Origin of the sequence: Pandoraea sp. LA3, assembly GCF_022696215.1 — a bacterium.
GTDB lineage: Bacteria > Pseudomonadota > Gammaproteobacteria > Burkholderiales > Burkholderiaceae > Pandoraea > Pandoraea capi.
The window spans coordinates 152,154-175,420 of the sequence record NZ_PTPY01000025.1; the positions used below are offsets into that span (position 1 = coordinate 152,154).

A 23,267-nucleotide genomic window follows, 5' to 3' on the forward strand; every position below is an offset into this window, starting at 1 on the left:
CGTGCGTTCGACTTATGCGCGTCGAACGGTTTGCGATAGCGCATCCTGTGCGGGCGGCGGCACGAAGTTCGCCGCGAGTACGGCGACAAGCGCTGCGGCCAGCATCGCGCCGATACCGAGCGCCGCGTCGCCGAAATGCAGATAGGCGAACTTCATTGCTTCGATCACGGCGACAGCGACCACGATGGTGATCATGCTCAGCATGCCCGCCACCGTCGCCCGGTTGGGACTGTCGACGGCAAAGAGCGACTGGCGATACACCACACCGTAGCTCATGCCCATGCCGAACGCGTGCAGCGTCGTGCCGATGAGCAGCGCCGGGTAGCCGGGGGCAAGAATCGCCGTACCGACGAGCGACACAGCTGCACCGACCAGCATGGCGGCAACGCCCGTCGCCAGCAACCGGCCATTCGACCAGCGTCCGACCTGACGCGCGAGCAGCACGTTGCCGAGAATCAGCGCCGCGAAAACCGGCACCTGCAACATGGCGTACTGCATCTGCGACAGCCCGGCGCGCTCGATCAGGAACACCGGCCCGAGCGCAATCCACGTGAGCAGCGGCGTGACGGCCAGGCCCGTAAGCACGGCACCGCGCCAGAAGCGACCACTGGAGAGCGGGAGCTTGTAGCCCTGCCACAACTGGCTGGCATTTAACGCATTGCGGTCGTGCCGTGAGAGTTCCGGCATCGTTCGGTAGAGCCCGACAAATGAGAACACGGCGACGAGAGCGATAAGCCAGAAGATGCTGCGCCACGGCCAGAACGACACCACAGCGGCCCCCGCGAGCGGCCCGAACAGCGGCGAGAGCAGCGAGACGTTCGCCATAAGCGCCATGACGCGCACGGCCGTCTTCTCCTCGAAGGCCTCATGCACCGTCGGATAGCCGACCGTCAGCACAAAACAGCAGCCCATCCCTTGCAGGAAGCGCAGGAGGATGAACTGCGGCATCGACTGCACATAGTGCACGGCCAGACAGGCGACGATGAACATCGCGAGGCCTGAGAGCAGCACACGACGGCGACCGAAGCGATCGGCGAGCGGGCCGAGCAGCCATTGCAGACTCGCGTTGCCGAGCATCGCGGCGGTCAGTGCCAGCGTCGTCGCTTCGGCGCTCGCGCCAAACTCGCGCGTCACCAGCGGCATGCCGGGCATGATCATGTCGTTCGAGATATAGACCGCGAACTCGAAGAGCACCAGCGAAAAGGGAAACCAGAATCTGGAAACAGACGTTACTGAGTGAGACACCTCGTAAAGGCTCCTTTGTATCACCGGCGCTCGTGACGCCGGCACACATGAATTTGAAACGTCGAAAAGACAACACCCCCGGTGCCTGCGAGGCACCGGGGGTGTCTGTTGCTTCGACCGTGCCGCTAAGTGTGTGACTTGCGGCGTTCGATGCTTCAGACGTCCAACAGATCGACCTCGAAGACCAGGGTGGCGTTCGGCGGAATCACGCCGCCTGCACCGCGTGCACCGTAGCCCAGTTCGGCCGGAATAATGAGCTTGCGCTTGCCGCCGACCTTCATGCCCTGAACGCCTTCGTCCCAGCCACGAATGACCATGCCGCCGCCGAGAACGAAGTCGAACGGCTGATTACGATCCTTGCTGGAATCGAATTTCTTGCCGTCGGTGAGCCAGCCCGTGTAGTGAACGGAGACGCTCTTGCCTGCGACAGCTTCTGCGCCATCGCCCACTTGCAGGTCTTCGTATTGCAGGCCGGAATCGGTAGTGATAGTCGACATGATTGTCCTCGCTCGAAATTCGACGGAAAGATGACGGGGGTGCTACTTTACCTTATTCACGCACGGCTGCGTACCTAAGCCGCACAAGAACAGTGGGGATAGCCGAAAAAGAAAAAGCCCCGCGAGTCCTCGAACTCACGGGGCTTTGTCACCGCTTTTGGCGGAGACGGAGGGATTCGAACCCTCGATCCAGGTTTTGGCCCAGATGCTCCCTTAGCAGGGGAGTGCCTTCGACCTCTCGGCCACGTCTCCCAAACTTGCGTTGCACCAGGGAGGTGATGCAACGAAGCCGTGATACTACCTACTGTTCTCGATGCCGTCAAACATTATCCGCATCGAAATCCAACTTTTTTTGCGTGCGTGTCATGCGCTCGACACGTTCCGAGGAAATTTCCCGCATCTACGCGCGAATTTTCCGCGACGCGCCGCATGCATCCCACTCGCATGCGGCGCGTTTTCCCGCAAATTTCTACTGCCAGTTCAACAACTTCCGAACCGCTTCGACGGCTTACGCCTGATCGAGTTCGAAAGCCTTGTGCAATGCGCGCACGGCGAGTTCCATGTACTTCTCGTCGATCAGCACCGAGATCTTGATTTCCGACGTCGAGATCAACTGGATGTTGATGCCCTCTTCCGACAGCGTGCGAAACGCCTTGCTGGCGATACCCACGTGCGAGCGCATGCCCACGCCGACGATCGACACCTTCGAGACCTTCGGATCGCCCAGCACTTCAGCAGCACCGATATGGCCCTGCACATCGTTTTGCAGCAGCGTCATCGCGCGCTGATAGTCGCCGCGCGGCACGGTGAACGTGAAGTCGGTCTTCCCATCGACGCTCAGGTTCTGGATGATCATGTCGACATCGATATTCGCGTCGGCGATCGGGCCGAGGATCTGGTAGGCGATGCCCGGACGATCCGGCACGCCGCGCACGGTGATCTTGGCCTCGTCGCGCTGGAATGCGATACCCGAGATGATGGCCTTTTCCATTTGTTCGTCTTCCTCAAAAGTAATCAGCGTGCCCGAGCGCGCTTCTTCGTCGAGCGCGATCATCGGGTCGGTCAGGCTCGACAGCACGCGAGTCTTGACCTGGTACTTGCCGGCGAATTCCACCGAACGGATTTGCAGCACCTTCGAGCCGAGGCTGGCCATTTCCAGCATCTCTTCGAAGGTGACCTTATCGAGACGACGTGCTTCGTCGACCACACGCGGGTCCGTCGTGTACACGCCATCGACGTCGGTGTAGATCAGGCATTCGTCGGCCTTGAGTGCCGCGGCAACGGCCACTGCCGACGTATCCGAGCCACCGCGACCGAGCGTGGTCACGTTGCCGTTCGGGTCGATGCCCTGGAAGCCGGTGATCACCACCACGCGACCGGCGTCGAGATCGGCCATCACGCGCTTGTCGTCGATTTCCGAAATGCGAGCCTTGGTGAAAGCGCTGTCGGTCTTGATCGGTACTTGCCAGCCGGCGTAGCTCACGGCATCGACGCCGGCCTCTTTGAGGGCCATTGCCAGCAGGCCGACGCTCACTTGCTCGCCCGTGGCGGCAATCGCGTCGAGTTCGCGCGGATCCGGATTGGCCGAAATTTCCTTGGCCAGCCCCAGCAGACGATTGGTTTCGCCGGACATTGCCGACGGCACCACCACCATCTTGTGACCGGCCTTATGCCATTTGGCCACGCGCTTGGCGACATTCTTGATGCGCTCCACCGAGCCCATCGACGTGCCGCCGTATTTGTGTACGATCAGAGCCATAACATTGCTAACACATTGATTTAAAACCGTTTATGAATCCTGCGCGGATACCTTCGGAAGGGTATCGGAGACGTTTCGATTCGCGGAACTTTTGATTATCGCACGAATGTATCGCGACGGCTTCGGTTTGACGCACAACGCGCTGTTCCGCCCCGCCCTGACCGTGAGTTGCAGCAGATTATGCCGTCAGCGACGGATTCGCTTCGCGACCATGCCGCATGGAATATGCGGACATATCCGATTCAGCAGGAAGTAAAGGGAGGGGCGAGGACGTGTGAGGGACGTTCCGGACGTCTATCGGAGGGATTCGGGCGTTTGACGGAGGCATCGGGGATGTGACGGAGAGACGTGGGCGTTTGAGGGTGGCTCCGGACGTCTGTCGGAGGGATTCGGGCGTTTGATGGGCGGGGATTGGGGGGACTCAGACATAGCGACTTTAAGTTGGAGCCTAGTCGAGTGCCTCCAATCCCCGCTGCCCGGAAGGTTGCCAAGGATGGGGAGGTTCGAAGCACAGAGGTTAGAGGCGCAGAAACACAGAAGCAAAGAGCGAGAGCGCACGACAGAAGAGAAAAAATCGCGCGACGCAAGCGCATCACGCAAAAGCGCCATCAAGCCTCATCACGCCAGGTCAAGTGCCATCGCGCGCCGCCCTGCGTGCGTTGGATGCCGCCGTCCACGCCGAGGCGGGGAACAAAAACAATCTCCGTTCCTTGCCAGACGATTGGCACATTGCGCAGCCAGGCGGCCACGCCCCGACTCTGATACCAGTGCTTCAGCGACCGCGAGTGTCCGTCGGCGCGTTCGCGCCATCGCTCGCCGCCTGCCCGGGCCTTCGCGACCAGCGGCGCGGCTCGCAACACGCGCTCGTCAACGCTGCCGTCGGAGGATGCCTCATCTTCAACCGGCGTGAAGACGATGGTCCCTTTCCATTGCGGCAAGGCCCATTCGCGCTCGCCTGACCAGCGCAGCACCGCCTCGTCGACGACATCATCCGGGTCGGCGACGTCGTACACCGCCGTCCATTGCAGTTCATCGCGATAAAGGCGCAAGACGGCCGTACCGTGCGGCAACGCCACCGACGCCTCCGGTTGCGCATCACGAATCTGCCGCACCCATTCGTCGAGCCGCGCTTCCGGTGGGGTCGACAATCCGCGACGCACCACCCAGTAGCGCAACAGATTCGCGAGACGCGCCGCATCCAGCGCTTGCAGACGACTGCGTTGCAGGCACTCGGCGGCGTCCGCACGGACCACTCGCGCTGCGTCGAAGTCGAGTTGCGCGAGTTGATCGAGCAGCGTTTGCGCTTGCGCAGCGTGCCGCGCAAATCGCGCCAGCGTCTCGCGGTACGCCGGGACGTGTGCCGCAATCGCAGGCATCACGTCGTGACGCAGTGCATTTCGCAGGTAATGCCGATCGCCGTTGGACGGATCTTCGACCCACGTGAGCGAACGCGCCTGCGCATACGCACGCATCGTCTCCCGCGAAACATCCAGCAACGGCCGCAGCAATCGCCCCCCTCCAGCCTGCCCGCCAGCACCCGGCATCTCCCCCTCGACTGCCATCGCCGCCACGCCTGGCAGCCCGGCACCGCGCAGCATCTGCAACAGCACCGTCTCGGCCTGATCGTTCGCGTGGTGCGCGCTGAGTAACCAGTCGACGTCGTGCGTCCGGCAGCTCGACGCCAACGCTGCGTAGCGCGCCGCACGCGCTGCGCCCTCGATCCCTTGCCGGGCATCGCTCGGCACGTTCACCCGAATCGCATCGAAGGCAAATCCGCGCAAACGCGCCTCACGCTCGCACACGACAAGCCAGTCGTCGGCATGTGGGGAGAGTCCGTGATGGATGTGAATGGCGAGGGGTTGCGCGACGGCATGGCCGGCTTCGCGGCGCTTGTGCACCCAATACGCGAGTGCGTCGAGCAGCACCATGGAGTCGAGCCCGCCGCTCAGCGCAAGGGCGAGACGCGGCTCGGAAGATGACGGAGAAGCATGCTGCGAAACGAAGTTCGCAGGGACATGTTCGGGAGCATGCGCGACGACGTGCGCCGTCAGCGCCACACGCAAAGCGACGTCCACATGTGCAACTGCCGCGTCGCATCGGGCAGATGCGAACGCGGCAGAAGAAGCATTGAGATGCGGCATCGGATTCGGCGTCATCGTCACGACGGACGACAACGCATTGGCAGACGCCTTACTTCGCGCCGGCTTCCTTGAACTTGCCATAGCTCATCAGACGCTCGAAGCGACGCTCCAGTAGTTCCTTATGGCTGATGCCCTGGAACTGACGCAGCGAGTCGGCCAGCGCACGCTTGAGCATGCCGGCCATGCCCAGCGGGTCACGCTGTGCACCGCCCAACGGCTCGTTGACGATCTTGTCGATCAGGCCCAATGCCTTCAGACGGTGCGCCGTGAGACCCAGCGCTTCGGCCGCTTCAGGCGCCTTGGCAGCGCTCTTCCACAGAATCGACGCGCAACCTTCCGGCGAGATCACCGAATACGTCGAGAACTGCAACATCATGACCGTATCGGCAACCGCCACGGCCAGCGCGCCGCCCGAACCACCCTCACCGATGATCGTGGTGATGATCGGCGTCTTGAGTTCAGCCATCACATAAAGGTTGTGACCGATCGCTTCCGACTGACCGCGCTCTTCGGCATCGATGCCCGGATAGGCACCCGGCGTGTCGACGAACGTGAAGATCGGCAGACCGAACTTCTCGGCCATCTTCATCAGACGCATCGCCTTGCGATAGCCCTCGGGGCGCGGCATACCGAAGTTACGCATCGCGCGCTCCTTCGTATCGCGGCCCTTCTGGTGACCGATGACCATACAGGCCTGACCGTTGAAACGGGCCATGCCACCCACGATAGCGTGATCGTCCGAGAAAGCGCGATCGCCATGCAGTTCGTGGAAGTCGGTGAAGATGTCGCGCACATAGTCGAGCGTGTAAGGACGCTGCGGGTGACGCGAGATTTGCGAAACCTGCCACGGCGACAGGTTTGTGTAGATGTCTTTGGTGAGCTGCTGGCTCTTCTTGGAGAGGCGCTCGATCTCTTCGGAAATGTCGACGGCGGAATCGTCCTGCACGAAGCGCAACTCTTCAATCTTCGCTTCGAGTTCGGCGATCGGCTGTTCAAAATCCAAAAAGGTGTTCTTCATCAGGTTTCCCCGGAAATGCGGCAGCGTATTGTACCGCCGGTAACGTCTACCCGATCGAGATAGGCAACTTTCATCGCCTCTCGGCTCGCAATAGCCGTCGAAAATGACTGGACGAGACGGGATGGACGCGGATTATACGGCCTCGGGTCTAAAGAAACCGTAAAACGATCAAAAAGCGCCCGATCACCGACCGGCAGTCGGTCAATACTCGACCGGCACCGGTTCGAGGCTTCGCCACATGTACCACGTGGCAACGGAGCGCCAGGGCTCCCAGTTGGCGGCAACTTCCCGCGCTTCGCTGCGCGTGACGGGCTCTCCGCTGAAGTAATTGACGCTGATCGCGTTGATCAGGCCGACGTCGTCGAGCGGCAGGACATCGGGGCGCAGCAGGTTGAACATGAGGAACATCTCGGCCGTCCAGCGGCCGATGCCCCGAATGCCGGTCAGCTCGGCGATGACGGCCTCGTCGTCCATGCTCGCCCACGCATCGACGTGCAAGGCGCCCGACTTGAAATGCGTCGCCAGATCGAGAATGTATTCGGCTTTGCGACGCGACAATCCGCAGCCGGCCAGCGCATCGTGTCCGACCTTGATGAACTGAGAAGGAGAAAGCTTCGGGCAAATCGCCACCACGCGATCCCACACGGCCTGCGCCGCCTTCACGGAGATCTGCTGACCGACGATGGAGCGCGCCAGCGTAACGAACGGCTCGCCGCGTCCCGTCAGATGCGCGGGACCGAACTGGGGGATCAGCTTCTTGAGAATGCGGTCACGCTTCATGAGGTCGGCGCATGCCTGATCCCAGAAGTCGGGACGCGATGCCCCCGGCGCCACCGGCAACGGCACGACACCCGTGACTGCCTGCTCGACGACATCTTTCTCAATACGCTCGATCTCGGGCGTGACGATACGCGTCTCGCCGTCACGCTTGGCAATGACACGACGCGTGCTCGCCGCCGAGGAGGCATCCGCCTTGGCAGATGTGCCGGAAGACGTCTTGCGCGGCGCTTTCGCCCCCGTCTTCGATGCCGCGGGCTTGACGGCCTTCGGCAGCGGCCTGGCAGCCTTTTCCATCTTTTCTGTCTTGTCCGCGACCTTCCGGCTCGCGGCCTTGCGGGCCGTGCCGGTGCCGGACGTCTTCACGGGCGCCCTGCCCGCCGACGTCTTGCCAGCAGGTTTGGCCGACGCCGCACCGGCCGCCGTGACAGCCTTACGCGGCGCGCGACGCACGCTGCCGCCAGCCGTCGCTGCGGATCGGGCTGGCTTCGCCACGCCCGCCGCTCCTGCCGCACGCTTGGCCGTCGTGGTCTTGGTCGCAACCTTTGCGGCTGCGGATTTACGAGTCACCATGAGTTTTTTGCCTCGATGCGTCGCGCTCAGGCACGACGCCATTCGGTGGCGCCTCCGGGACGGTCTTCGAGCACGATGCCCTCGGCCAGCAATTCTGCACGGATGCGGTCAGCTTCGGCGAAATTACGATCGCGCTTGGCCTGCGCACGCGCTTCGATACGCGCTTCGACCGACACACGCAGCGCATCGGCATCTCCGGCACCTTCGTCGCCCGTCGCTCCCTGGAGGAACGATTGCGGATCGCGCCCGAGCAAGCCGAGCGTGCCGGCCAGCCCTTGCAACTGACGCACCAGCACGGGATCACGCTGCTTGTTGATTTCACCGGCCAGTTCGAACAGCACGGAGATGGCGACCGGCGTATTGAAATCGTCGTTCATGGCAGCAGCGAAACGCTGCGCGAACGGCTCGTTCCAGTCGAGCGGCGCGCCATCGCCCACGGCGTCCTTCAACGCGGTGTACAGACGCGTCAGACCGCCTCGTGCGTCGTCCAGATGGGCATCGCTGTAGTTGAGCGGACTGCGATACTGGGCGCGCAGAATGAAAAAGCGCACGACTTCCGCATCGAACTTCGCCAACACTTCGCGGATGGTGAAGAAGTTGCCGAGCGACTTGGACATCTTCTCGTTGTCCACGCGCACGAAGCCGTTGTGCATCCAGTAATTGACGAACGTCTCGCCCGTGGCGCCTTCGCTCTGCGCGATTTCGTTCTCATGGTGCGGGAATTGCAGATCCGCACCACCGCCGTGAATGTCGAAATGGTTGCCGAGCAACTGGCAGCTCATGGCCGAGCACTCGATGTGCCAGCCAGGACGACCTGCCCCCCACGGCGACGCCCACTTCGACTCGTCCGGCTCGGTCTCCTTCGCGCGCTTCCACAGCACGAAGTCGAGCGGATCCTGCTTCGCCGCATTGGCCGCCACACGCTCACCCGCGCGCAGGTCTTCGATCGACTTGCCCGAGAGCTGGCCGTAGCTGGCAAATTTGCGCACGGCGTAGTTCACATCGCCATCGTCGGCCTGATAGGCATAGCCGTTACGTTGCAACGTGCCGATCATGCCGACCATCTGCGGAATGAAGTCGGTCGCACGCGGCTCGTGATCGGGACGCTGAACGCCGAGTGCGTCGGCATCTTCGTGCATGGCGGCAATGAAACGCGTCGTCAGCTCGCGCATCGTCTCGCCGTTCTCGACCGCGCGCTTGATGATCTTGTCGTCGATATCCGTAATGTTCCGCACATACGTCACACGATAGCCGAGCGTGCGCAACCAGCGCTGCACCATGTCGAACACCACCATCACGCGCGCATGACCGATGTGACAGTAGTCGTACACCGTCATCCCGCAGACATACATGCGGACTTCGCCAGCGACGAGGGGAACGAACGACTGCTTATCTCGCGCGAGCGAGTTGTAGACACGGAGTGAATCCATAGATATGCGCTTGACCGGGCGGCAACAGCGCCGGACGCTGCGACGATATCCTCACGTAAAACCGGAGCAATATCGCGAGGCGGGCTGCGCGCCGTGCGGTAGAAAAAACGAACCTGCGAACCGCCTCCGCCGCCACATCGAGAAATGGCGCGGGCCGGGCGCAGGTGTTTTGTTAGAATGCGGCCGAGTATAGCATCTCTTGCGCACCTCTCAGGTATCCCAAGCACCCACTATGACGCAACGAAGCCGGTCACTTTTGCACTCGTCCACGCGCATTCCTTCGCGCCTTGCCATCGGCATCCGCCCGGTCGCTGCTGCCGCTCGCAGCGCCCGCGCCCTGATGCTCGCAGGCGCCACCCTCGGCCTCGCCGGCGCGCTGTTCGCGCTGCCTGCCGGGGCACAGGCCATCACCGATCCGCCCCCGCCCGCCCCGCTGCAAACGCCGCAACAAGCCAGCGAATCGGCCATCAACAAGCTGGTCGACGCGGACAATTTCAATGCAGCCCTGACCAAGATCGACGAGCACCTGAAGCAATACCCGCGCGACGCGCAGGTACGCTTCACGCGCGGTCGCGTGCTGATGGAAATGGGACGAAATGCGGAAGCCATCGACGCCTTCACGGCGCTCACGCAAGACTTCCCCGAACTGCCCGAGCCGTTCAACAATCTTGCCGCGCTCTATGCCCAGGCGGGCGAGTACGACAAGGCCCGCGCCGCACTCGAGAACGCGATTCGCAACAACCCGAACTTTGCGGTGGCCTATGCGAACCTCGGCGACGTCTACGCCAAGCTCGCGCAACAGGCTTATCAGAAATCCCTGAAGCTCGCGCCGACGGCCCGTGTGTCGAATCGCGAAAAGCTGCTCTCGAACATGCTGACGCCGCAACGCGCCGCGCCTGTGAGCCAAACCCCTGCCCCCGCGAAAGCGAGCGACGATGCCGCGTTGAAAAACGTCGGCAAGTCGGGCAACTAAGCGCAGCGCTTTGACTCGAAGCGATTCCCCTCACGTCATGGAGACACGCATGTCCTTTCCGAATCGTCTGCGTCGCGCCGTGCTCGGCGGTGTCGGCAGCGTTATCGCCGCAGCCGCGCTGAGCGGCGCGAGCCTGCCCGCCTTCGCCCAGAACGCGCAACCGCAAGTGCAGTTCAAGACGTCGCTCGGCAACTTCGTGGTCGAAGTCAACCCGAAGGCGGCGCCCAAGACGGTCGAGAACTTCCTGCAATACGTTGGCGACGGCTTCTACAACGGCACGATCTTCCATCGCGTCATCAACGGCTTCATGATTCAGGGCGGCGGCTTTACCGCAAACATGGATCAGAAGCCCACGCGCGCCGCGATTCCGAGCGAATCGAAGAATGGTCTGAAAAATACGATCGGCACCATTGCGATGGCCCGCACGTCGGACCCGAACTCGGCGACCGCGCAATTCTTCATCAATGTGAAGGATAATGCGTCACTGGATTACCCCAACCCGGACGGCTTCGGCTATACGGTATTCGGCAAGGTGGTGTCCGGCATGGACACCGTCGAGAAGATCAAGGGTGTGGCCACGACCCGCAAGGGCATGTACTCCGATGTGCCCGCCACCACGGTCGTGATCGAATCGGCCAGCGTCGTCAAGCGCTGATAATCCTCCGGCCCATCAGGACCATTTCATCAGAAGGAAAGCATCATGGTTGAACTGCACACCAATCACGGCGTCATTCGTATCGAACTCGACGAAGCCAAGGCCCCCAAGACGGTCGCGAACTTCCTGAACTACGTCAAGAACGGTTTCTATGACGGCACGGTGTTCCACCGCGTCATCAACGGCTTCATGGTTCAGGGCGGCGGTTTCGAAGCCGGCATGAAGCAGAAGTCGACCGAAACGCCGATCGAGAACGAAGCCAACAACGGCCTGAAGAACGACAAGTACACGCTGGCCATGGCGCGCACGAACGATCCGCACTCGGCCACGGCCCAGTTCTTCATCAACGTGAACGACAACGACTTCCTGAACCACAGCGCACCGACGCCGCAAGGCTGGGGCTACGCCGTGTTCGGCAAGGTCGTCGAAGGCCAGGAAGTGGTCGACGCGATCAAGGGTGTGAAGACCGGCTCGAAGGGCTTCCATCAGGACGTGCCGGTCGACGACGTCGTCATCGAAAAGGCCGTGATCGTCGCGTAAGCGCACGCTCTGCGAACTGCGACACTCGATGCCAGTATCGACTGCGCGGTGCCCGCAATGCCCCGTGACACCACGGGGCGACGGGCCCGCGCTTTTCATTTCCGATCTTCACCTCTCGCCGGCCCTGCCGCGTACGGTGCAAGTCTTCGAAGACTTCCTGCGCGGCCCCGCGCGTGAAGCGTCCATCCTTTTCATCCTCGGCGATCTGTTCGAATACTGGATCGGCGACGACATGCTCGATGCCGACCGGGCTCACGACGCCCGCGCCGAGGGCGCCGCAGAACCGCTCGGCGTCTTCGCACGTCGCATGACAGCGGCCATGGCGGCACTGTCGGCCAGCGGCGTGCCGATTGCGGTCATGCGCGGCAATCGCGACTTCCTGCTCGGCCGTCGCTTTGCGCAGGCCGCCGGTGCGGTCATGCTCGACGATCCGTGCGTCTTCTCGTTTCTCGGTCAGGCGCTCGTGCTCAGCCACGGCGACCAGTTGTGCACGGACGACGTGGGCTATCAGCGCTTTCGCCGGATCGCGCATTCGCCGCTGGGCAAAGCCTTTTTCCTGACGCTGCCGCTACGCTTGCGCATGGGCATCGCGGATCGTATCCGGCGGCGCAGCGCCGCCAAGGGTGCGCATCGCATGGCGTATGCCGATGCCAACGCGAACGCCATCGCCGCCCTGCTCGACGCCGCAGGAGAGCGCACACTCGTGCACGGGCACACGCATCGCCCTGCACGGCATGCGCATGGCCGTCGCGTGCGCTGGGTACTGCCCGACTGGGAGTTCGACATCGATCCGCCGCGCGGCGGTTACCTGCAATGGGACGCCCACGGGTTGCGCGCTATCGATCTCTCACCGTCGACCGTCGCCCCCGGCTGATTCACGCCCGAGGCAATCGGCGTCATGCGCCGCCGCCAACGAAACGGCCCGCTCGAAAGCGGGCCGTCTTCACATTCGTGCGCGGGATAATACCCATCACGCCCATCGTCACGCGTCACATGTCCTGAATTTCCTTACCGAGCTTGCGCAGCTCCGCAGTATCGATCTTGCTCGCGCCGAGCGCTTCGAGATGTGCGCCAAGCTGGTTCAGCGCCGCCACCATCACGTCGATCTTGTGCGACTGATCGGTCGCATTCTCGATGAGGCCATGGATGGCGAGCGAGACCGGATCGTCCGCGTTCGGCGTGATGCCATAGGCGGAGAATTCCGTCTTGCGTGCATGGCTGCCCGTGCCACTCGATCCGCCCGCCGGCGCATCGCCGCCCTGGCGCGGCGTGTCCGACCGCGTCTCTGCACGCACGATGCGCGCCGGATTGCCGACGGCGGTGCCTCCCGCCGGCACGGGCTTCACGACGACCGCGTTCGACCCGATCTTCGCCCCCTCGCCGACCGTGAAGCCGCCGAGCACCTTCGCGCCCGCACCGACGATCACCCCCGGCTCCAGCGTCGGATGCCGCTTGGCGCCGCGCGCGAGCGATGTACCGCCGAGCGTCACACCCTGATAGATCGTGCAGTCGTCGCCGATCACCGCCGTCTCGCCGATCACGACCCCCATGCCGTGATCGATGAAGACGCGGCGTCCGAGCGTCGCACCCGGGTGGATTTCGATGCCAGTCAGGAAGCGCGCGTACTGCGAGACGTAGCGCCCGAGCCATTTGAAGCCGGACGTCCAGCACTGATGGGCGACGCGATGCAACATCACGGCATGCAGCCCGGGATAGCAGGTGAAGACCTCCCAGTTGCTACGGGCGGCGGGATCCTTCTGACGGATGGCGGCGATATCTTCGCGAAGACGAGTGAACATAAGCCTGATGACGGTCCTGTCGTGCGACGTCCGGCCGTCTTGGGGCGGATCGACGCGAGTTTGCAGTGGCACGAAAGCGCAACGCGGGCCGGTCGTGACCGGCGGCGAACGGCGCAGAATGTGCAGCGAGGTGCAGGGGGATGGCGCGCGCAGAAAGGCGACGCGTCACATCAGTTGGCGCAGGGCCAACAACAGTGAACGTGATAAGGCAGGGAGGCCGCGCAACGCTGGCGCAAACGGGTCATATCCGCGAGAGGCTCATAAGCTTGTGACTGAAGATTGTATGGGATTTTTCCTCAGCCCGCTTTCTCCTCGCTTTTTCGCCATCAACGGCGAACCTTGCGCTCCAGAATGTGCTTCGCGATGCCCCGCAGAATATTGACCTCCTCGCGCTCCAGATGACTCTTGGCGAAGAGACGGCGCAGGCGCGTCATGAGCTTCTTGGGATTGTCCGGATCGAGGAAATCGAGATCGACCAGCGCGCGCTCCAGATGCGTGAGCATGCCTTCGACGTCGTCACGCGTGGCGAGCGCTTCGGCGGTCGCGGCCGAAGGCGATGGTGTCACTGCCACGGCGACGCTCACGACGTCGCCGCGCTCATGGGCCAGGCAACCCATGCGCATCTCCCACGCGATGAGTTGCACCGCTTGCGAGAGATTAAGCGAGCTGTAGACGGGATTCGCCGGAATATGCACGAGTGCATTGCAGCGCTCCACATCGGCGTTAGACAGACCGGTGCGCTCGCTGCCAAAGACGAACGCGACGGCGTCGCCCTGCCCGGCGTGTTGCACGGCGATGGCCGCACTCTCACGCGGCTCGGCATTGGGCGGACCGTACTCGCGCGAGCGCGCGGAAAGCGCCACCGCCCAGCTCACGCCCCGCAATGCGGCAGCGAGATCCGGCACGACGAGTGCGTTCGCGAGCACGTCGTCTGCCCCGCTCGCCAGCGCCACCGCTTCAGGGTCACGCAGGACTTCGGCGCCGGCACGCGGCGCGGCGAGCACCAGTCGTCCGAAGCCCATCGTCTTGATCGCCCGCGCCGCCGAGCCGACGTTACCGGGATGGCTCGTCTCGTTGAGCACGAAACGCACTTGATCGAACACGGACGACGGGGAAGCAGCAGCAGACTGGGACATGAGACGACGGATGGTGAAAAGCCTAGCGTGGAAAGCGAGATGATAACGCGGCTCATCGAAACGTATCGAAACTGCCTTGATACTGCCTTAAGCAACATAAAAGGGGTCAGAACGTACAGTTTCCAGAGCGCGCCGCCTGTGTTTTTGCTAAAATATACGTTTTCGCCCTGCAATCGAGCCGCCACCCTCCGTGCGCGGCGCTTGCCGGGCATCGCTCTTGCTCAATTCGTTCGCTTTGTCTGCCTTGCTCGACGACCGACCCAATGGGGGCCGTACGTATCGTCGGCGATGGCCTTAACAGGAATCTGTCATGCAGCATCCCATGCTCAATATCGCGGTGAAGGCCGCGCGCCGCGCCGGCAGCATCATCAGCCGGGCCTCCCTCGATATCGATACCGTCAAGGTCAGCAAGAAGCAGCACAACGACTTCGTGACGGAAGTGGACAAAGCGGCTGAGCAAGCGATCATCGAAGTCCTCTTGTTGGCCTATCCCGACCACGCCATCCTCGCCGAAGAATCGGGCGAAGAGCATGGCAATTCCGGCTCGGAATACCAGTGGATCATCGATCCGCTGGACGGCACCACCAACTTCATTCACGGCCTGCCCTACTACTGCACGTCGATCGCCCTCGCGCACAAGGGCATCGTCTCGCAAGCCGTGGTCTACGACCCGACCCGCAACGAACTCTTCACCGCCTCGCGTGGCCGTGGTGCGTTCCTCGACGGCAAGCGTATCCGTGTCTCGCGTCGCGATCGTCTGGCAGACGGCCTGATTGGCACGGGCTTCCCGTTCCGCGATCTGCAAGGCGTGGACAACTATCTGAAGATGTTCGGCACGATGACGGAACACTGCGCCGGCATTCGTCGCCCGGGCGCCGCAGCACTGGATCTGGCGAACGTGGCCGCCGGCCGCATGGACGGCTTCTTCGAGCAAGGCCTGAATCCGTGGGACATGGCCGCAGGCAGCCTGCTGATCACCGAAGCCGGCGGTCTGGTCGGTAACTACACGGGCGAATCGAACTTCCTGTTCGAAGGCGAAATCCTCGCGGGCAACCCGAAGATCTACGCGTCTATGGTCAAACTGCTCGACGCCTATTCGCTCACCAAGCGTCCGACGCCGTCGGCCAAATCCGGCAAGACCCTCTCGCTGAACGCCGAAGCCGATCCGCAAGCGTAAGCGAACACACGGGGGGCCGCGCCTGCTGCGCCCCATGCGAAAAAACCCCGGCGATGCGCAAGCATCCCGGGGTTTTTCGTTCCCGGCGCCACCGTTGGCAGCGCCGGAAATTCCAGCGGTTCCGGCGGACGCGATCAGGCGCCCAGACGTGCCAGCACCGTATCGCGGCCCAGCAGTTCGAGCACGGCGTCGATCGCCGGGGTGTGGGTCGTGCCGACCACGAGCAGGCGCACCGGCATCGCGAGTTGCGGCATCTTCATGCCGTGCTGCGCGAGCGTGGCCTTGAACGCGGGCGAGATGGCTTCCTTCTTCCACTCGGGCAGCGCCGCAAGGGCGGCGGCCAGATCCTTCACCGCCGCACGGGCCGCATCGGTCAGATGTTGTGCCACATCTTCGGCCGACGGCGTCGGCTGACGATAGAACATCTCGGCGCTCGCGGCGATGTCCTTGATCGTGTTCGCACGATCCTTGAACAGACCGACGACACCCGCGAGCGACGGGCCGCCATCGATCGAGACGCCAGCCTTTTGCAGGAACGGCTCGGTCAGCCCGGCCAGACGATCATTGTCGGCCTGCTTCAGATACTGGTTGTTCAACCACAGCAGTTTTTCCGGATTGTGCTGTGCCGGCGACTTGCCCAGATGCTCCAGATCGAACCACGTCACGAACTGCTCGCGCGAGAACACTTCCGCGTCGCCGTGGGCCCAGCCCAGACGCGCCAGATAGTTCACCACGGCTTCCGGCAGATACCCTTCTTCGCGATACTGCACCACGCTCATCGCGCCGTTACGCTTGGACATCTTCTCGCCCTGGTCATTGAGCACCGTGGGCAAGTGCGCGTACACCGGCGGCTGCTTGCCGAGCGCTTCGAAGATGTTGATCTGACGCGGCGTGTTGTTCACGTGATCGTCGCCGCGAATCACATGCGTGATGTCCATGTCGATGTCGTCGACGACCACGCAGAAGTTATACGTCGGCGTGCCATCCGGGCGTGCGATCACGAGATCGTCGAGCTCTTCGTTCGAAATCTCGATACGGCCCTTCACCGCGTCTTCCCACACCACACTGCCCGTGAGCGGGTTCTTGAAGCGCAGTACCGGTTGCACACCGGCCGGCGGCTCGGGCAGCACCTTGCCCGGCTCCGGACGCCAGCGGCCATCGTAGCGCGGCTTCTCGCCACGCTCGCGCTGCTGCTCGCGCAGGGCATCGAGTTCTTCCACGCTCACGTAGCACGGATAGACGTGACCGCCTGCCTTCAGTTGCTCGAGCACCTCGCGATAGCGATCCATGCGCTGCATCTGATAGAACGGGCCTTCGTCGTAGTCGAGACCGAGCCATTCCATGCCTTCCAGAATGACATCCACGGCTTCCTGCGACGAACGTTCGAGATCGGTGTCCTCGATGCGCAGAACGAACGCGCCGTGGTTGTGACGCGCGAAGGCCCACGGATAGAGAGCGGAACGGATGTTGCCCAGATGGATGAAACCGGTCGGGCTAGGCGCAAAGCGGGTGCGGACAGTGGTCATGGTTTGGCTTCGGTGCATCGCGTCGGCGACAAACAAAAACGCCCGCAGCAGAGGGTCTCGCGCAGGCGGGTCGCCAACATTCGGAAGCCGTCATTATATCAGCCGAGTGCGTGCATTCGCGGCACAGTCCTAGCCGGGACTCGGAATTTCCTGCTACCTGCATCGGACGGTCGCCCCCGCGCGCGTCCGATGCAGGCGTCCAGCTCAGGAAAATGGGGCGCTGACACAGGGCCAGCGACGTGACAGACGGCGGGCTTAGAGCTTGGCAAGCGAGACTTCGGTGGCCTTGACCAGGGCCACGACTTCGGAGCCGACATCGAGACGCAGCTCGTCGATCGAGCGCGTGGTGATGACCGACGTCACGATGCCGCTCGGCGTCTCGACATCGACTTCGGAGAGCACGGGACCGCGCAGGATTTCGCGAATACGGCCCTTGAACTGGTTGCGGACGTTGATAGCAGTGATACCCATGGTGAACTCCTGTGTTCGTAAGATCGGTTCGAAAATGCGCAATGGCGCTGAATAGCAATGGAAAACGTTTGGAAAAGCCGGTGACGCGCCCCCTCGGGCCAGATGAGGATCAGATGGCCCAGCGTACGGTCGCCGCCGGCCACAACGGCTCGGCAGGAGTCGTATGCGAGGACGGCGCCACCTCGGTTTGCAGCACACGAGCGAGCACCTGCGCTTCGAGGCCGGCGAATTCGACACTGCCGCGTGCACGCGGACGCGACAGCGACACCGCCTGATCCAACCCCAGTTGCCCCTGCTCGATGAGCACCACGCGATCGGCCAGCGCGACAGCCTCCTGCACATCGTGCGTGACGAGCAACGCCGTGAACCCATGCGCGCGCCAAAGGCGTTCGATCAGCGCGTGCATTTCGATGCGCGTGAGCGCATCGAGCGCGCCGAGCGGTTCGTCGAGCAGCAACAGATCCGGCTGGTGCACCAGCGCACGTGCCAATGCCACCCGTTGACGCTGGCCGCCCGACAGACGGCTCGGCCAATCGTTGGCGCGCTCGGCGAGGCCCACTTCGCGCAGCACTTCCAGCGCTTTGGCGTGCGACGACTTCGGCAAGCCGATGGCCACGTTTTCGATGACCGTGCGCCACGGCAGCAGACGTGCGTCCTGGAACATGATGCGCGTCGTGATGGGCGCCACGGCCTTGCCCGATGCGCCGGCGAGCGCATGGCCGTCGAGCGCGATGCGTCCCGCATCCGGCGACTCCAGGCCGGCGATCAGGCGAAGCAGCGTCGACTTGCCGCAACCGCTGCGTCCCACGATGGCGGCAAAGCCACCGCGTGGAATCGCCAGCGAAAAGTCCGACAGCACCGAACGCTCGCCATAACGCTTGCCGACCGACTCGATACGCAGGCCGTCCGACGCCGTTGCGGAACTTGCAGCACCTGCACCACTCGCGTCACTCGCCGGGCGCACCACTTTAAGATTCGTCCCCGCTGCCGTACGCGGCGCGCCGGCAGGGATCCCCACAGGCAGTTGCGTGCCGAACGGATCGGCCTGCGGATCGAGCGCCAGCTTGCCGGGGCTTGCCGTGGCGCGCTGCTCGGCGGTCCATTCGGCTTCGATGTCGGCGCCCGCGACCGGGGCCAGTTGTTGTGCGCTCATGCGGCGGCTCCTCGTTGAAAGGCCGGATGCCAGCGCAACCAGCGAAATTCCAGTTCCTTGGCCAGCACGTCGGCCAGCTTGCCCAGCAGCGCGTAGAGCAAGATCCCCACGAGCACGATGTCGGTTTGCAGGAACTCGCGTGCGTTCATCGTCAGATAGCCGATGCCCGATTGCGCCGAAATGGTTTCCGCGACGATCAGCGTCACCCACATCAGCCCCAGCGAGAAGCGCACGCCGACGAGAATCGACGGCAACGCGCCGGGCAGAATCACATCGCGGTACAGTGACCAGCCGCGCAAGCCGTAGCTGCGCGCCATTTCGACCAGCGCCGGATCGACGGCGCGAATGCCGGCATACGTATTGAGATACATCGGGAAGAACACCCCGATGGAGACGAGGAACAGCTTGGCTTTCTCGTCGATGCCGAACCACAGGATCACGAGCGGGATCAGCGCCAGATGCGGAATGTTGCGCAGCATCTGAAACGACGAATCGAGCGCAGTTTCGGCCACACGCGACAGGCCGGTGAGCATGCCGAGCAGCAATCCGAGCCCGCCACCGATGATGAAGCCGATCACGGCGCGTCCGGTCGACACCCCGATGTCGCGCCAGATCTGACCGGTGACGGCGAGTTGCCAGGCCGCTTCGACGACCGCGGACGGCGCGGGCAGCACACGCGTGGACAGCCAGCCTTGTTCGGCGGCCAGTTGCCAGAGCGCGACGAGCACGATGGGCACGGCCCACGGCGCGAGACGGCGGGCCAGCGTGCGCCAGTAACGCGGCAACGCGCCGGGCGGGCGAGTGGCAACCGAAGCCACATCGGTCAGGGTCGTTGTCGTAGGTTGGGTCATGCGAATTTCCCCCGGGGCGCTACGGCCCCGTTTGCGTTCCATTCAAAGTGAAGTCAATGCGTTGCGATGCCGGGGCATCCGAGGCGGTCATCGACATCGGACATAAGATCGAACATGAGATCGGCGCGGAACCGGCTTGAGGCTGAGCACGAGCATTCAGATCCCTCAGCTCTGCGATGCCTGCGGCACGATGTTGTTGGCCATGACTTCGCCGATGGGGCCTGACAGCGCCACATTGCCGAGCTTCGCGCGCACCCGGTCAGGCAGATGCGGGAACACCAGTTCGGCGAAGCGATAGGCCTCTTCGAGATGCGGATAACCCGACAGAATGAAGGTATCGATGCCCAGATCGGCATACTCGCGCAGCCGCTCGGCCACGGTCGGGCCATCGCCCACGAGCGCCGTGCCCGCACCGCCGCGCACCAGCCCCACGCCGGCCCACAGGTTCGGTGCGATCACGAGCTTGTCGCGACGTCCGCCATGCAGCGCCGCCATGCGCCGCTGCCCTTCCGAATCCATCTTCGCGAACTGCGTCTGCACACGGGCGATGGTCTCGTCGTCGAGCTTGCTGATGAGCGAATCGGCGGCTCGCCATGCTTCGTCCTCGGTCTCGCGAACGATCACATGCAAACGCAAACCGAAGCGCAACGTCCGGCCGAGCTTCGCGGCACGTGCGCGTACGTCGGCGATCTTTTCTGCCACATCGGCCAGCGGTTCGCCCCACGTCAGATAGACGTCGAGCTGCTCGGCGGCAATCTGGCGCGCCGCTTCCGACGAGCCGCCGAAATACAGCGGCGGATGCGGCGCCTGCACCGGCGGGAAGAACAGTTTGGCGCCCTTCGCCTTGAGATGTTCGCCTTCGAAATCGACACTTTCCCCGGTGTGCGACTTCTCGAAGATGCCGCGCCAGATGCGCAGGAACTCGTCGGTCACCGCGTAGCGTTCGGCATGATCGGCAAAGAAGCCGTCACCTTCGAGTTCGCCCGCGTCGCCCCCTGTCACGACGTTTATCAACAGCCTGCCCCCCGACAGACGATCGAACGTCGACGCCATGCGCGCCGTCAGTGCAGGCGAAGCAATCCCGGGGCGAATCGCGACGAGAAACTTCAGGTTGCGCGTCGCGCCGATCAGGCTCGACGCCGTCACCCAGGCGTCTTCGCACGAACGTCCCGTGGGCAGCAACACGCCTTCGTAACCGAGCGAATCGACCGCACTCGCGATCTGCCGCGCGTAATCGAAATCGAACACGCGCCCGCCGTCGGACGTGCCGAGATAACGGGTGTCGCCATGCGTCGGAATGAACCAGAACACTTGCATACGAACGGACTCCGGCGATCAGGCAGCGAGCGTGGCGCGCACGGCACGATGGCCCTGCGCAACCCTGGCCGGCCACTGACGAATCACTTCGCGCTCGTGCAGCCACTGCGAGAGCTGATCGACGCTCGCCTCCAGACGCTCGGCAATCGCGGCATCCAGCGTGGCGCCCTCTTCCTTCGGCACCTGCTGGTCGACGGCGAACACGCCGCGCAGAATGTGCTGCGCACCCAACGCGGAAAGCACTGGCTTGAGCGCGTAGTCGAGTGCGAGCAGGTGCGCCGGACTGCCGCCGGTGGCGAACGGCGCAATGAGCTTGTCGGCCAGGCCGTCTTGCGGCAGCACGTCGAGAAAGGCCTTCAGCAGGCCGCTGTAAGCCGCCTTGTACACGGGCGTCGCAACCACCACCGCTTGTGCGCCGGCCACTTGGGCAAGCGCGTGGCGCAGGTCGTCGTGCGACGTGTCGGCGGCGAGCAGCGCAGCCGGCGACAATGCCCGAATGTCGATGCGGCGGACTTCGATGCCGGACGCAGTCAGTTCGGATTCGACGAAACGCAGCAACCGGGCGCTGCGCGAGGCGGCCGACGGGCTGCCCGAGATCGTAACGGCGTATGTCATACTTCCCTGCCTAAGACGGGCCGCTGGCCCTGTGGAATCGAAGCGCATCGCGTAGTCGCCGGGCCTCACGGCCCCCCACCTTCGCGGTGCCGGCCGGGAACACTCCGGCCACTGGAGACCCAGTGTAGCGACCCGTTCTGCGCGGCCGAACCAATCAATCCGGGATAGCTTTGCGCGTTTTTTCATAACCTGAAGTCATGCACCTTGGCGGCCTTATGCTCCTGAAGCACCGAAACGGTGATGAAGGTGAGCACAGTCCGCCACGCAGCGTTTTCATCTGTCATGTCCACCGCCGCCACGCGCCTCGAACTGCGCGAGTACCGCCCGACCGATAGCACCGACACACACGACTTTCATCAGGTCGTGATCGGGCTATCAGGACGCATGTCGCTCTCACTCGACGGCGATGCCACGACCTATGGGCGTGTCGGCGCGCGTAACGGCGTGGTGATTCCGGCAGGCGTGCGTCACGACTACCGGGGCGACGGGCCGAACCGGCAGGTCGTGCTCGACGTGCCCGCGAACATCGCCCGGGAGACGGGCACGGCGCGCGCGTTCGCCCATGAGGCGTTCTTTGCGCTCGATGCGCCGCTGCTCGCGCTGGCCAACCGGGTGAGCGACAGCGTCAAAACCGGGCGCGCGCTCGACGCCGACGATCCTGTGGTACGCGAATGGCTGGAAGCGCTGGCCGCGCGGCTGACCCCTGTGCGCCATGCGTCGCGAACGCTTCGACTGGATCTGACGCAGGTCGACGCGAGACTGCAAGCCGATCTGGCCACCCCGCTGGATACGGCAACGCTCGCCCGGGAAGCCGGCATGAGCGTGCGGCACTTTCACGACTGCTTCGTCGCGATGACCGGCGAAACCCCTCATCGGCACCTGATGCGTTTGCGGCTCGCCCGCGCTGCCTCGATGCTGCTGACAGTCGACACCCCGCTTGCCGACATCGCGCTCGACGTCGGCTTCAACGACCAGAGCGCCCTCACCCACGCGTTTCGCCAGCATTACGGACTGACGCCTGCGGCGTGGCGCCGGGTGCGAACCGCGCAGGGCATGGGCGACTGACACTGCTGCGCCATTGCCGCCAGCCCTTCCTCATCTGCCAACTCCCGTCTGCCGCCTGCCGTATTTCACAAGCCTGCCGGACCAGTCGCGGATTACGCTCGCCGCTAAATCATTGATCGGCAAGGCAAGGGAGCAAGACATGACGGATTTCAGCGACAAGACAGACGCGGCAACCCCTATCGAATGGCAAGACTTCGAGAAGATCGAGTTGCGCGTGGGCACCGTCGTCGCGGCTCGCATCAACGAAAAGGCAAGGAAGCCCGCTTATGTGCTGGAAGTGGATCTCGGGGAACTGGGGGTGAAAACGTCGAGCGCGCAGATCACGGTGCACTACACACCGGAGAGCCTCGTCGGCCGACAAGTGCTGTGCGTGTGCAACTTCGCGCCGAAGCGCATTGCAGGCGTCGTCTCGGAAGTCCTGGTGACGGGGTTCGCGGATGCCTCCGGGGCCATCGTGCTGGCCGGCGTGGAGCGCACAGTGCCCAATGGCGCGCGGCTGCATTGACAGCCGACGCCACGGGTTCCTAAGAAATCACTGAATACCGACTG

22 protein-coding genes and 1 tRNA gene are annotated in these 23,267 nt (G+C 63.4%); 7 read left to right on the forward strand and 16 right to left on the reverse strand.

Going from position 1 to position 23,267, the window contains the following annotated elements:
- Window positions 1-12 precede the first annotated feature (12 nt).
- From C5N93_RS06925 to cysS, 8 genes are all read right to left on the reverse strand, one after another.
- Window positions 13-1,245, reverse strand: coding sequence for an MFS transporter (locus C5N93_RS06925; protein ID WP_242558730.1), 1,233 nt, complete (start codon window positions 1,243-1,245; stop codon window positions 13-15).
- A gap of 155 nt (window positions 1,246-1,400) precedes the next feature.
- Window positions 1,401-1,742, reverse strand: a complete 342-nt coding sequence (locus tag C5N93_RS06930) for an FKBP-type peptidyl-prolyl cis-trans isomerase (protein WP_069345115.1) — start codon at window positions 1,740-1,742, stop codon at window positions 1,401-1,403.
- A 158-nt stretch (window positions 1,743-1,900) separates the two neighbouring features.
- A tRNA-Ser gene (locus C5N93_RS06935) sits at window positions 1,901-1,994 on the reverse strand.
- Between the two features lie 256 nt (window positions 1,995-2,250).
- Window positions 2,251-3,501 carry an aspartate kinase gene (locus C5N93_RS06940; protein ID WP_069345114.1) on the reverse strand — a complete coding sequence of 417 codons (1,251 nt, stop codon included), beginning with the start codon at window positions 3,499-3,501 and terminating at the stop codon, window positions 2,251-2,253.
- A gap of 608 nt (window positions 3,502-4,109) precedes the next feature.
- Complete coding sequence (gene tilS / locus C5N93_RS06945) at window positions 4,110-5,576, reverse strand: tRNA lysidine(34) synthetase TilS (protein ID WP_242558731.1); 1,467 nt, start codon at window positions 5,574-5,576, stop codon at window positions 4,110-4,112.
- A 115-nt stretch (window positions 5,577-5,691) separates the two neighbouring features.
- Complete coding sequence (locus tag C5N93_RS06950) at window positions 5,692-6,660, reverse strand: acetyl-CoA carboxylase carboxyltransferase subunit alpha (RefSeq protein WP_069345112.1); 969 nt, start codon at window positions 6,658-6,660, stop codon at window positions 5,692-5,694.
- Window positions 6,661-6,861: 201 nt separating this feature from the next.
- Window positions 6,862-8,010, reverse strand: coding sequence for an endonuclease III domain-containing protein (locus C5N93_RS06955; protein ID WP_242558732.1), 1,149 nt, complete (start codon window positions 8,008-8,010; stop codon window positions 6,862-6,864).
- A gap of 26 nt (window positions 8,011-8,036) precedes the next feature.
- A complete protein-coding gene (gene cysS / locus C5N93_RS06960) occupies window positions 8,037-9,440 on the reverse strand; it encodes a cysteine--tRNA ligase (RefSeq protein WP_242558733.1) in 1,404 nt (467 codons plus the stop codon).
- Between the two features lie 232 nt (window positions 9,441-9,672).
- Here cysS and C5N93_RS06965 point away from each other — a divergent pair, with 232 nt between their 5' ends.
- From C5N93_RS06965 to C5N93_RS06980, 4 genes are all read left to right on the forward strand, one after another.
- Window positions 9,673-10,413 carry a tetratricopeptide repeat protein gene (locus C5N93_RS06965; protein WP_242558734.1) on the forward strand — a complete coding sequence of 247 codons (741 nt, stop codon included), beginning with the start codon at window positions 9,673-9,675 and terminating at the stop codon, window positions 10,411-10,413.
- Window positions 10,414-10,462: 49 nt separating this feature from the next.
- Window positions 10,463-11,068 (forward strand): peptidylprolyl isomerase, encoded by a 606-nt coding sequence (locus C5N93_RS06970; RefSeq protein ID WP_242558735.1) that lies wholly within the window; start codon window positions 10,463-10,465, stop codon window positions 11,066-11,068.
- A gap of 45 nt (window positions 11,069-11,113) precedes the next feature.
- The gene (locus C5N93_RS06975; protein ID WP_069345109.1) at window positions 11,114-11,608 is read left to right on the forward strand and encodes a peptidylprolyl isomerase; all 495 of its coding nucleotides are present in this window, start codon (window positions 11,114-11,116) and stop codon (window positions 11,606-11,608) included.
- A 64-nt stretch (window positions 11,609-11,672) separates the two neighbouring features.
- A complete protein-coding gene (locus C5N93_RS06980) occupies window positions 11,673-12,482 on the forward strand; it encodes a UDP-2,3-diacylglucosamine diphosphatase (protein WP_150721717.1) in 810 nt (269 codons plus the stop codon).
- Window positions 12,483-12,597: 115 nt separating this feature from the next.
- On the opposite strand, the gene cysE is transcribed toward C5N93_RS06980, so the two are convergent.
- Window positions 12,598-13,407, reverse strand: a complete 810-nt coding sequence (gene cysE, locus C5N93_RS06985) for a serine O-acetyltransferase (protein ID WP_347403294.1) — start codon at window positions 13,405-13,407, stop codon at window positions 12,598-12,600.
- A 326-nt stretch (window positions 13,408-13,733) separates the two neighbouring features.
- Window positions 13,734-14,543 carry an RNA methyltransferase gene (locus C5N93_RS06990; RefSeq protein ID WP_242558736.1) on the reverse strand — a complete coding sequence of 270 codons (810 nt, stop codon included), beginning with the start codon at window positions 14,541-14,543 and terminating at the stop codon, window positions 13,734-13,736.
- A 310-nt stretch (window positions 14,544-14,853) separates the two neighbouring features.
- On the opposite strand from C5N93_RS06990, the gene C5N93_RS06995 reads away from it, so the two are divergent.
- Window positions 14,854-15,720, forward strand: a complete 867-nt coding sequence (locus tag C5N93_RS06995; RefSeq protein ID WP_242558737.1) for an inositol monophosphatase family protein — start codon at window positions 14,854-14,856, stop codon at window positions 15,718-15,720.
- Window positions 15,721-15,854: 134 nt separating this feature from the next.
- On the opposite strand, the gene gltX is transcribed toward C5N93_RS06995, so the two are convergent.
- The 6 genes from gltX to ssuE form a co-directional block, all read right to left on the reverse strand.
- Window positions 15,855-17,246: a glutamate--tRNA ligase gene (gltX, locus tag C5N93_RS07000; RefSeq protein ID WP_242558738.1), complete on the reverse strand. Its 1,392-nt coding sequence runs from the start codon at window positions 17,244-17,246 to the stop codon at window positions 15,855-15,857.
- A 255-nt stretch (window positions 17,247-17,501) separates the two neighbouring features.
- Entirely contained in the window at window positions 17,502-17,717 is a 216-nt protein-coding gene (locus C5N93_RS07005) for a molybdopterin-binding protein (protein WP_010807342.1), read from the reverse strand.
- 109 nt (window positions 17,718-17,826) lie between these two features.
- The gene (locus C5N93_RS07010) at window positions 17,827-18,870 is read right to left on the reverse strand and encodes an ATP-binding cassette domain-containing protein (protein ID WP_242558739.1); all 1,044 of its coding nucleotides are present in this window, start codon (window positions 18,868-18,870) and stop codon (window positions 17,827-17,829) included.
- Window positions 18,867-19,721, reverse strand: a complete 855-nt coding sequence (ssuC, locus tag C5N93_RS07015) for an aliphatic sulfonate ABC transporter permease SsuC (RefSeq protein ID WP_242558740.1) — start codon at window positions 19,719-19,721, stop codon at window positions 18,867-18,869. Before ssuC ends, C5N93_RS07010 begins: the two co-directional genes overlap by 4 nt.
- Window positions 19,722-19,886: 165 nt before the next feature.
- Window positions 19,887-21,038: an FMNH2-dependent alkanesulfonate monooxygenase gene (gene ssuD / locus C5N93_RS07020; protein WP_242558741.1), complete on the reverse strand. Its 1,152-nt coding sequence runs from the start codon at window positions 21,036-21,038 to the stop codon at window positions 19,887-19,889.
- Between the two features lie 18 nt (window positions 21,039-21,056).
- Window positions 21,057-21,653, reverse strand: a complete 597-nt coding sequence (ssuE, locus tag C5N93_RS07025; RefSeq protein ID WP_242558742.1) for an NADPH-dependent FMN reductase — start codon at window positions 21,651-21,653, stop codon at window positions 21,057-21,059.
- A gap of 282 nt (window positions 21,654-21,935) precedes the next feature.
- Here ssuE and C5N93_RS07030 point away from each other — a divergent pair, with 282 nt between their 5' ends.
- Window positions 21,936-22,718, forward strand: coding sequence for an AraC family transcriptional regulator (locus tag C5N93_RS07030; RefSeq protein ID WP_242558743.1), 783 nt, complete (start codon window positions 21,936-21,938; stop codon window positions 22,716-22,718).
- A 139-nt stretch (window positions 22,719-22,857) separates the two neighbouring features.
- Complete coding sequence (locus C5N93_RS07035; protein WP_242558744.1) at window positions 22,858-23,223, forward strand: tRNA-binding protein; 366 nt, start codon at window positions 22,858-22,860, stop codon at window positions 23,221-23,223.
- The last annotated feature ends 44 nt before the right edge of the window (window positions 23,224-23,267 follow it).

What these genes read in the sequence shown, in the direction of transcription:
- C5N93_RS06930 (WP_069345115.1), bottom strand. Translation starts at nt 1,742, where the DNA reads ATGTCGACTATCACTACCGATTCCGGCCTGCAATACGAAGACCTGCAA.
- C5N93_RS06940 (WP_069345114.1), bottom strand. Translation starts at nt 3,501, where the DNA reads ATGGCTCTGATCGTACACAAATACGGCGGCACGTCGATGGGCTCGGTG.
- C5N93_RS06950 (WP_069345112.1), bottom strand. Translation starts at nt 6,660, where the DNA reads ATGAAGAACACCTTTTTGGATTTTGAACAGCCGATCGCCGAACTCGAA.
- C5N93_RS06955 (WP_242558732.1), bottom strand. Translation starts at nt 8,010, where the DNA reads ATGGTGACTCGTAAATCCGCAGCCGCAAAGGTTGCGACCAAGACCACG.
- cysS (WP_242558733.1), bottom strand. Translation starts at nt 9,440, where the DNA reads ATGGATTCACTCCGTGTCTACAACTCGCTCGCGCGAGATAAGCAGTCG.
- C5N93_RS06965 (WP_242558734.1), top strand. Translation starts at nt 9,673, where the DNA reads ATGACGCAACGAAGCCGGTCACTTTTGCACTCGTCCACGCGCATTCCT.
- C5N93_RS06970 (WP_242558735.1), top strand. Translation starts at nt 10,463, where the DNA reads ATGTCCTTTCCGAATCGTCTGCGTCGCGCCGTGCTCGGCGGTGTCGGC.
- C5N93_RS06975 (WP_069345109.1), top strand. Translation starts at nt 11,114, where the DNA reads ATGGTTGAACTGCACACCAATCACGGCGTCATTCGTATCGAACTCGAC.
- cysE (WP_347403294.1), bottom strand. Translation starts at nt 13,407, where the DNA reads ATGTTCACTCGTCTTCGCGAAGATATCGCCGCCATCCGTCAGAAGGAT.
- C5N93_RS06990 (WP_242558736.1), bottom strand. Translation starts at nt 14,543, where the DNA reads ATGTCCCAGTCTGCTGCTGCTTCCCCGTCGTCCGTGTTCGATCAAGTG.
- C5N93_RS06995 (WP_242558737.1), top strand. Translation starts at nt 14,854, where the DNA reads ATGCAGCATCCCATGCTCAATATCGCGGTGAAGGCCGCGCGCCGCGCC.
- gltX (WP_242558738.1), bottom strand. Translation starts at nt 17,246, where the DNA reads ATGACCACTGTCCGCACCCGCTTTGCGCCTAGCCCGACCGGTTTCATC.
- C5N93_RS07005 (WP_010807342.1), bottom strand. Translation starts at nt 17,717, where the DNA reads ATGGGTATCACTGCTATCAACGTCCGCAACCAGTTCAAGGGCCGTATT.
- C5N93_RS07010 (WP_242558739.1), bottom strand. Translation starts at nt 18,870, where the DNA reads ATGAGCGCACAACAACTGGCCCCGGTCGCGGGCGCCGACATCGAAGCC.
- ssuC (WP_242558740.1), bottom strand. Translation starts at nt 19,721, where the DNA reads ATGACCCAACCTACGACAACGACCCTGACCGATGTGGCTTCGGTTGCC.
- ssuD (WP_242558741.1), bottom strand. Translation starts at nt 21,038, where the DNA reads ATGCAAGTGTTCTGGTTCATTCCGACGCATGGCGACACCCGTTATCTC.
- ssuE (WP_242558742.1), bottom strand. Translation starts at nt 21,653, where the DNA reads ATGACATACGCCGTTACGATCTCGGGCAGCCCGTCGGCCGCCTCGCGC.
- C5N93_RS07030 (WP_242558743.1), top strand. Translation starts at nt 21,936, where the DNA reads ATGTCCACCGCCGCCACGCGCCTCGAACTGCGCGAGTACCGCCCGACC.
- C5N93_RS07035 (WP_242558744.1), top strand. Translation starts at nt 22,858, where the DNA reads ATGACGGATTTCAGCGACAAGACAGACGCGGCAACCCCTATCGAATGG.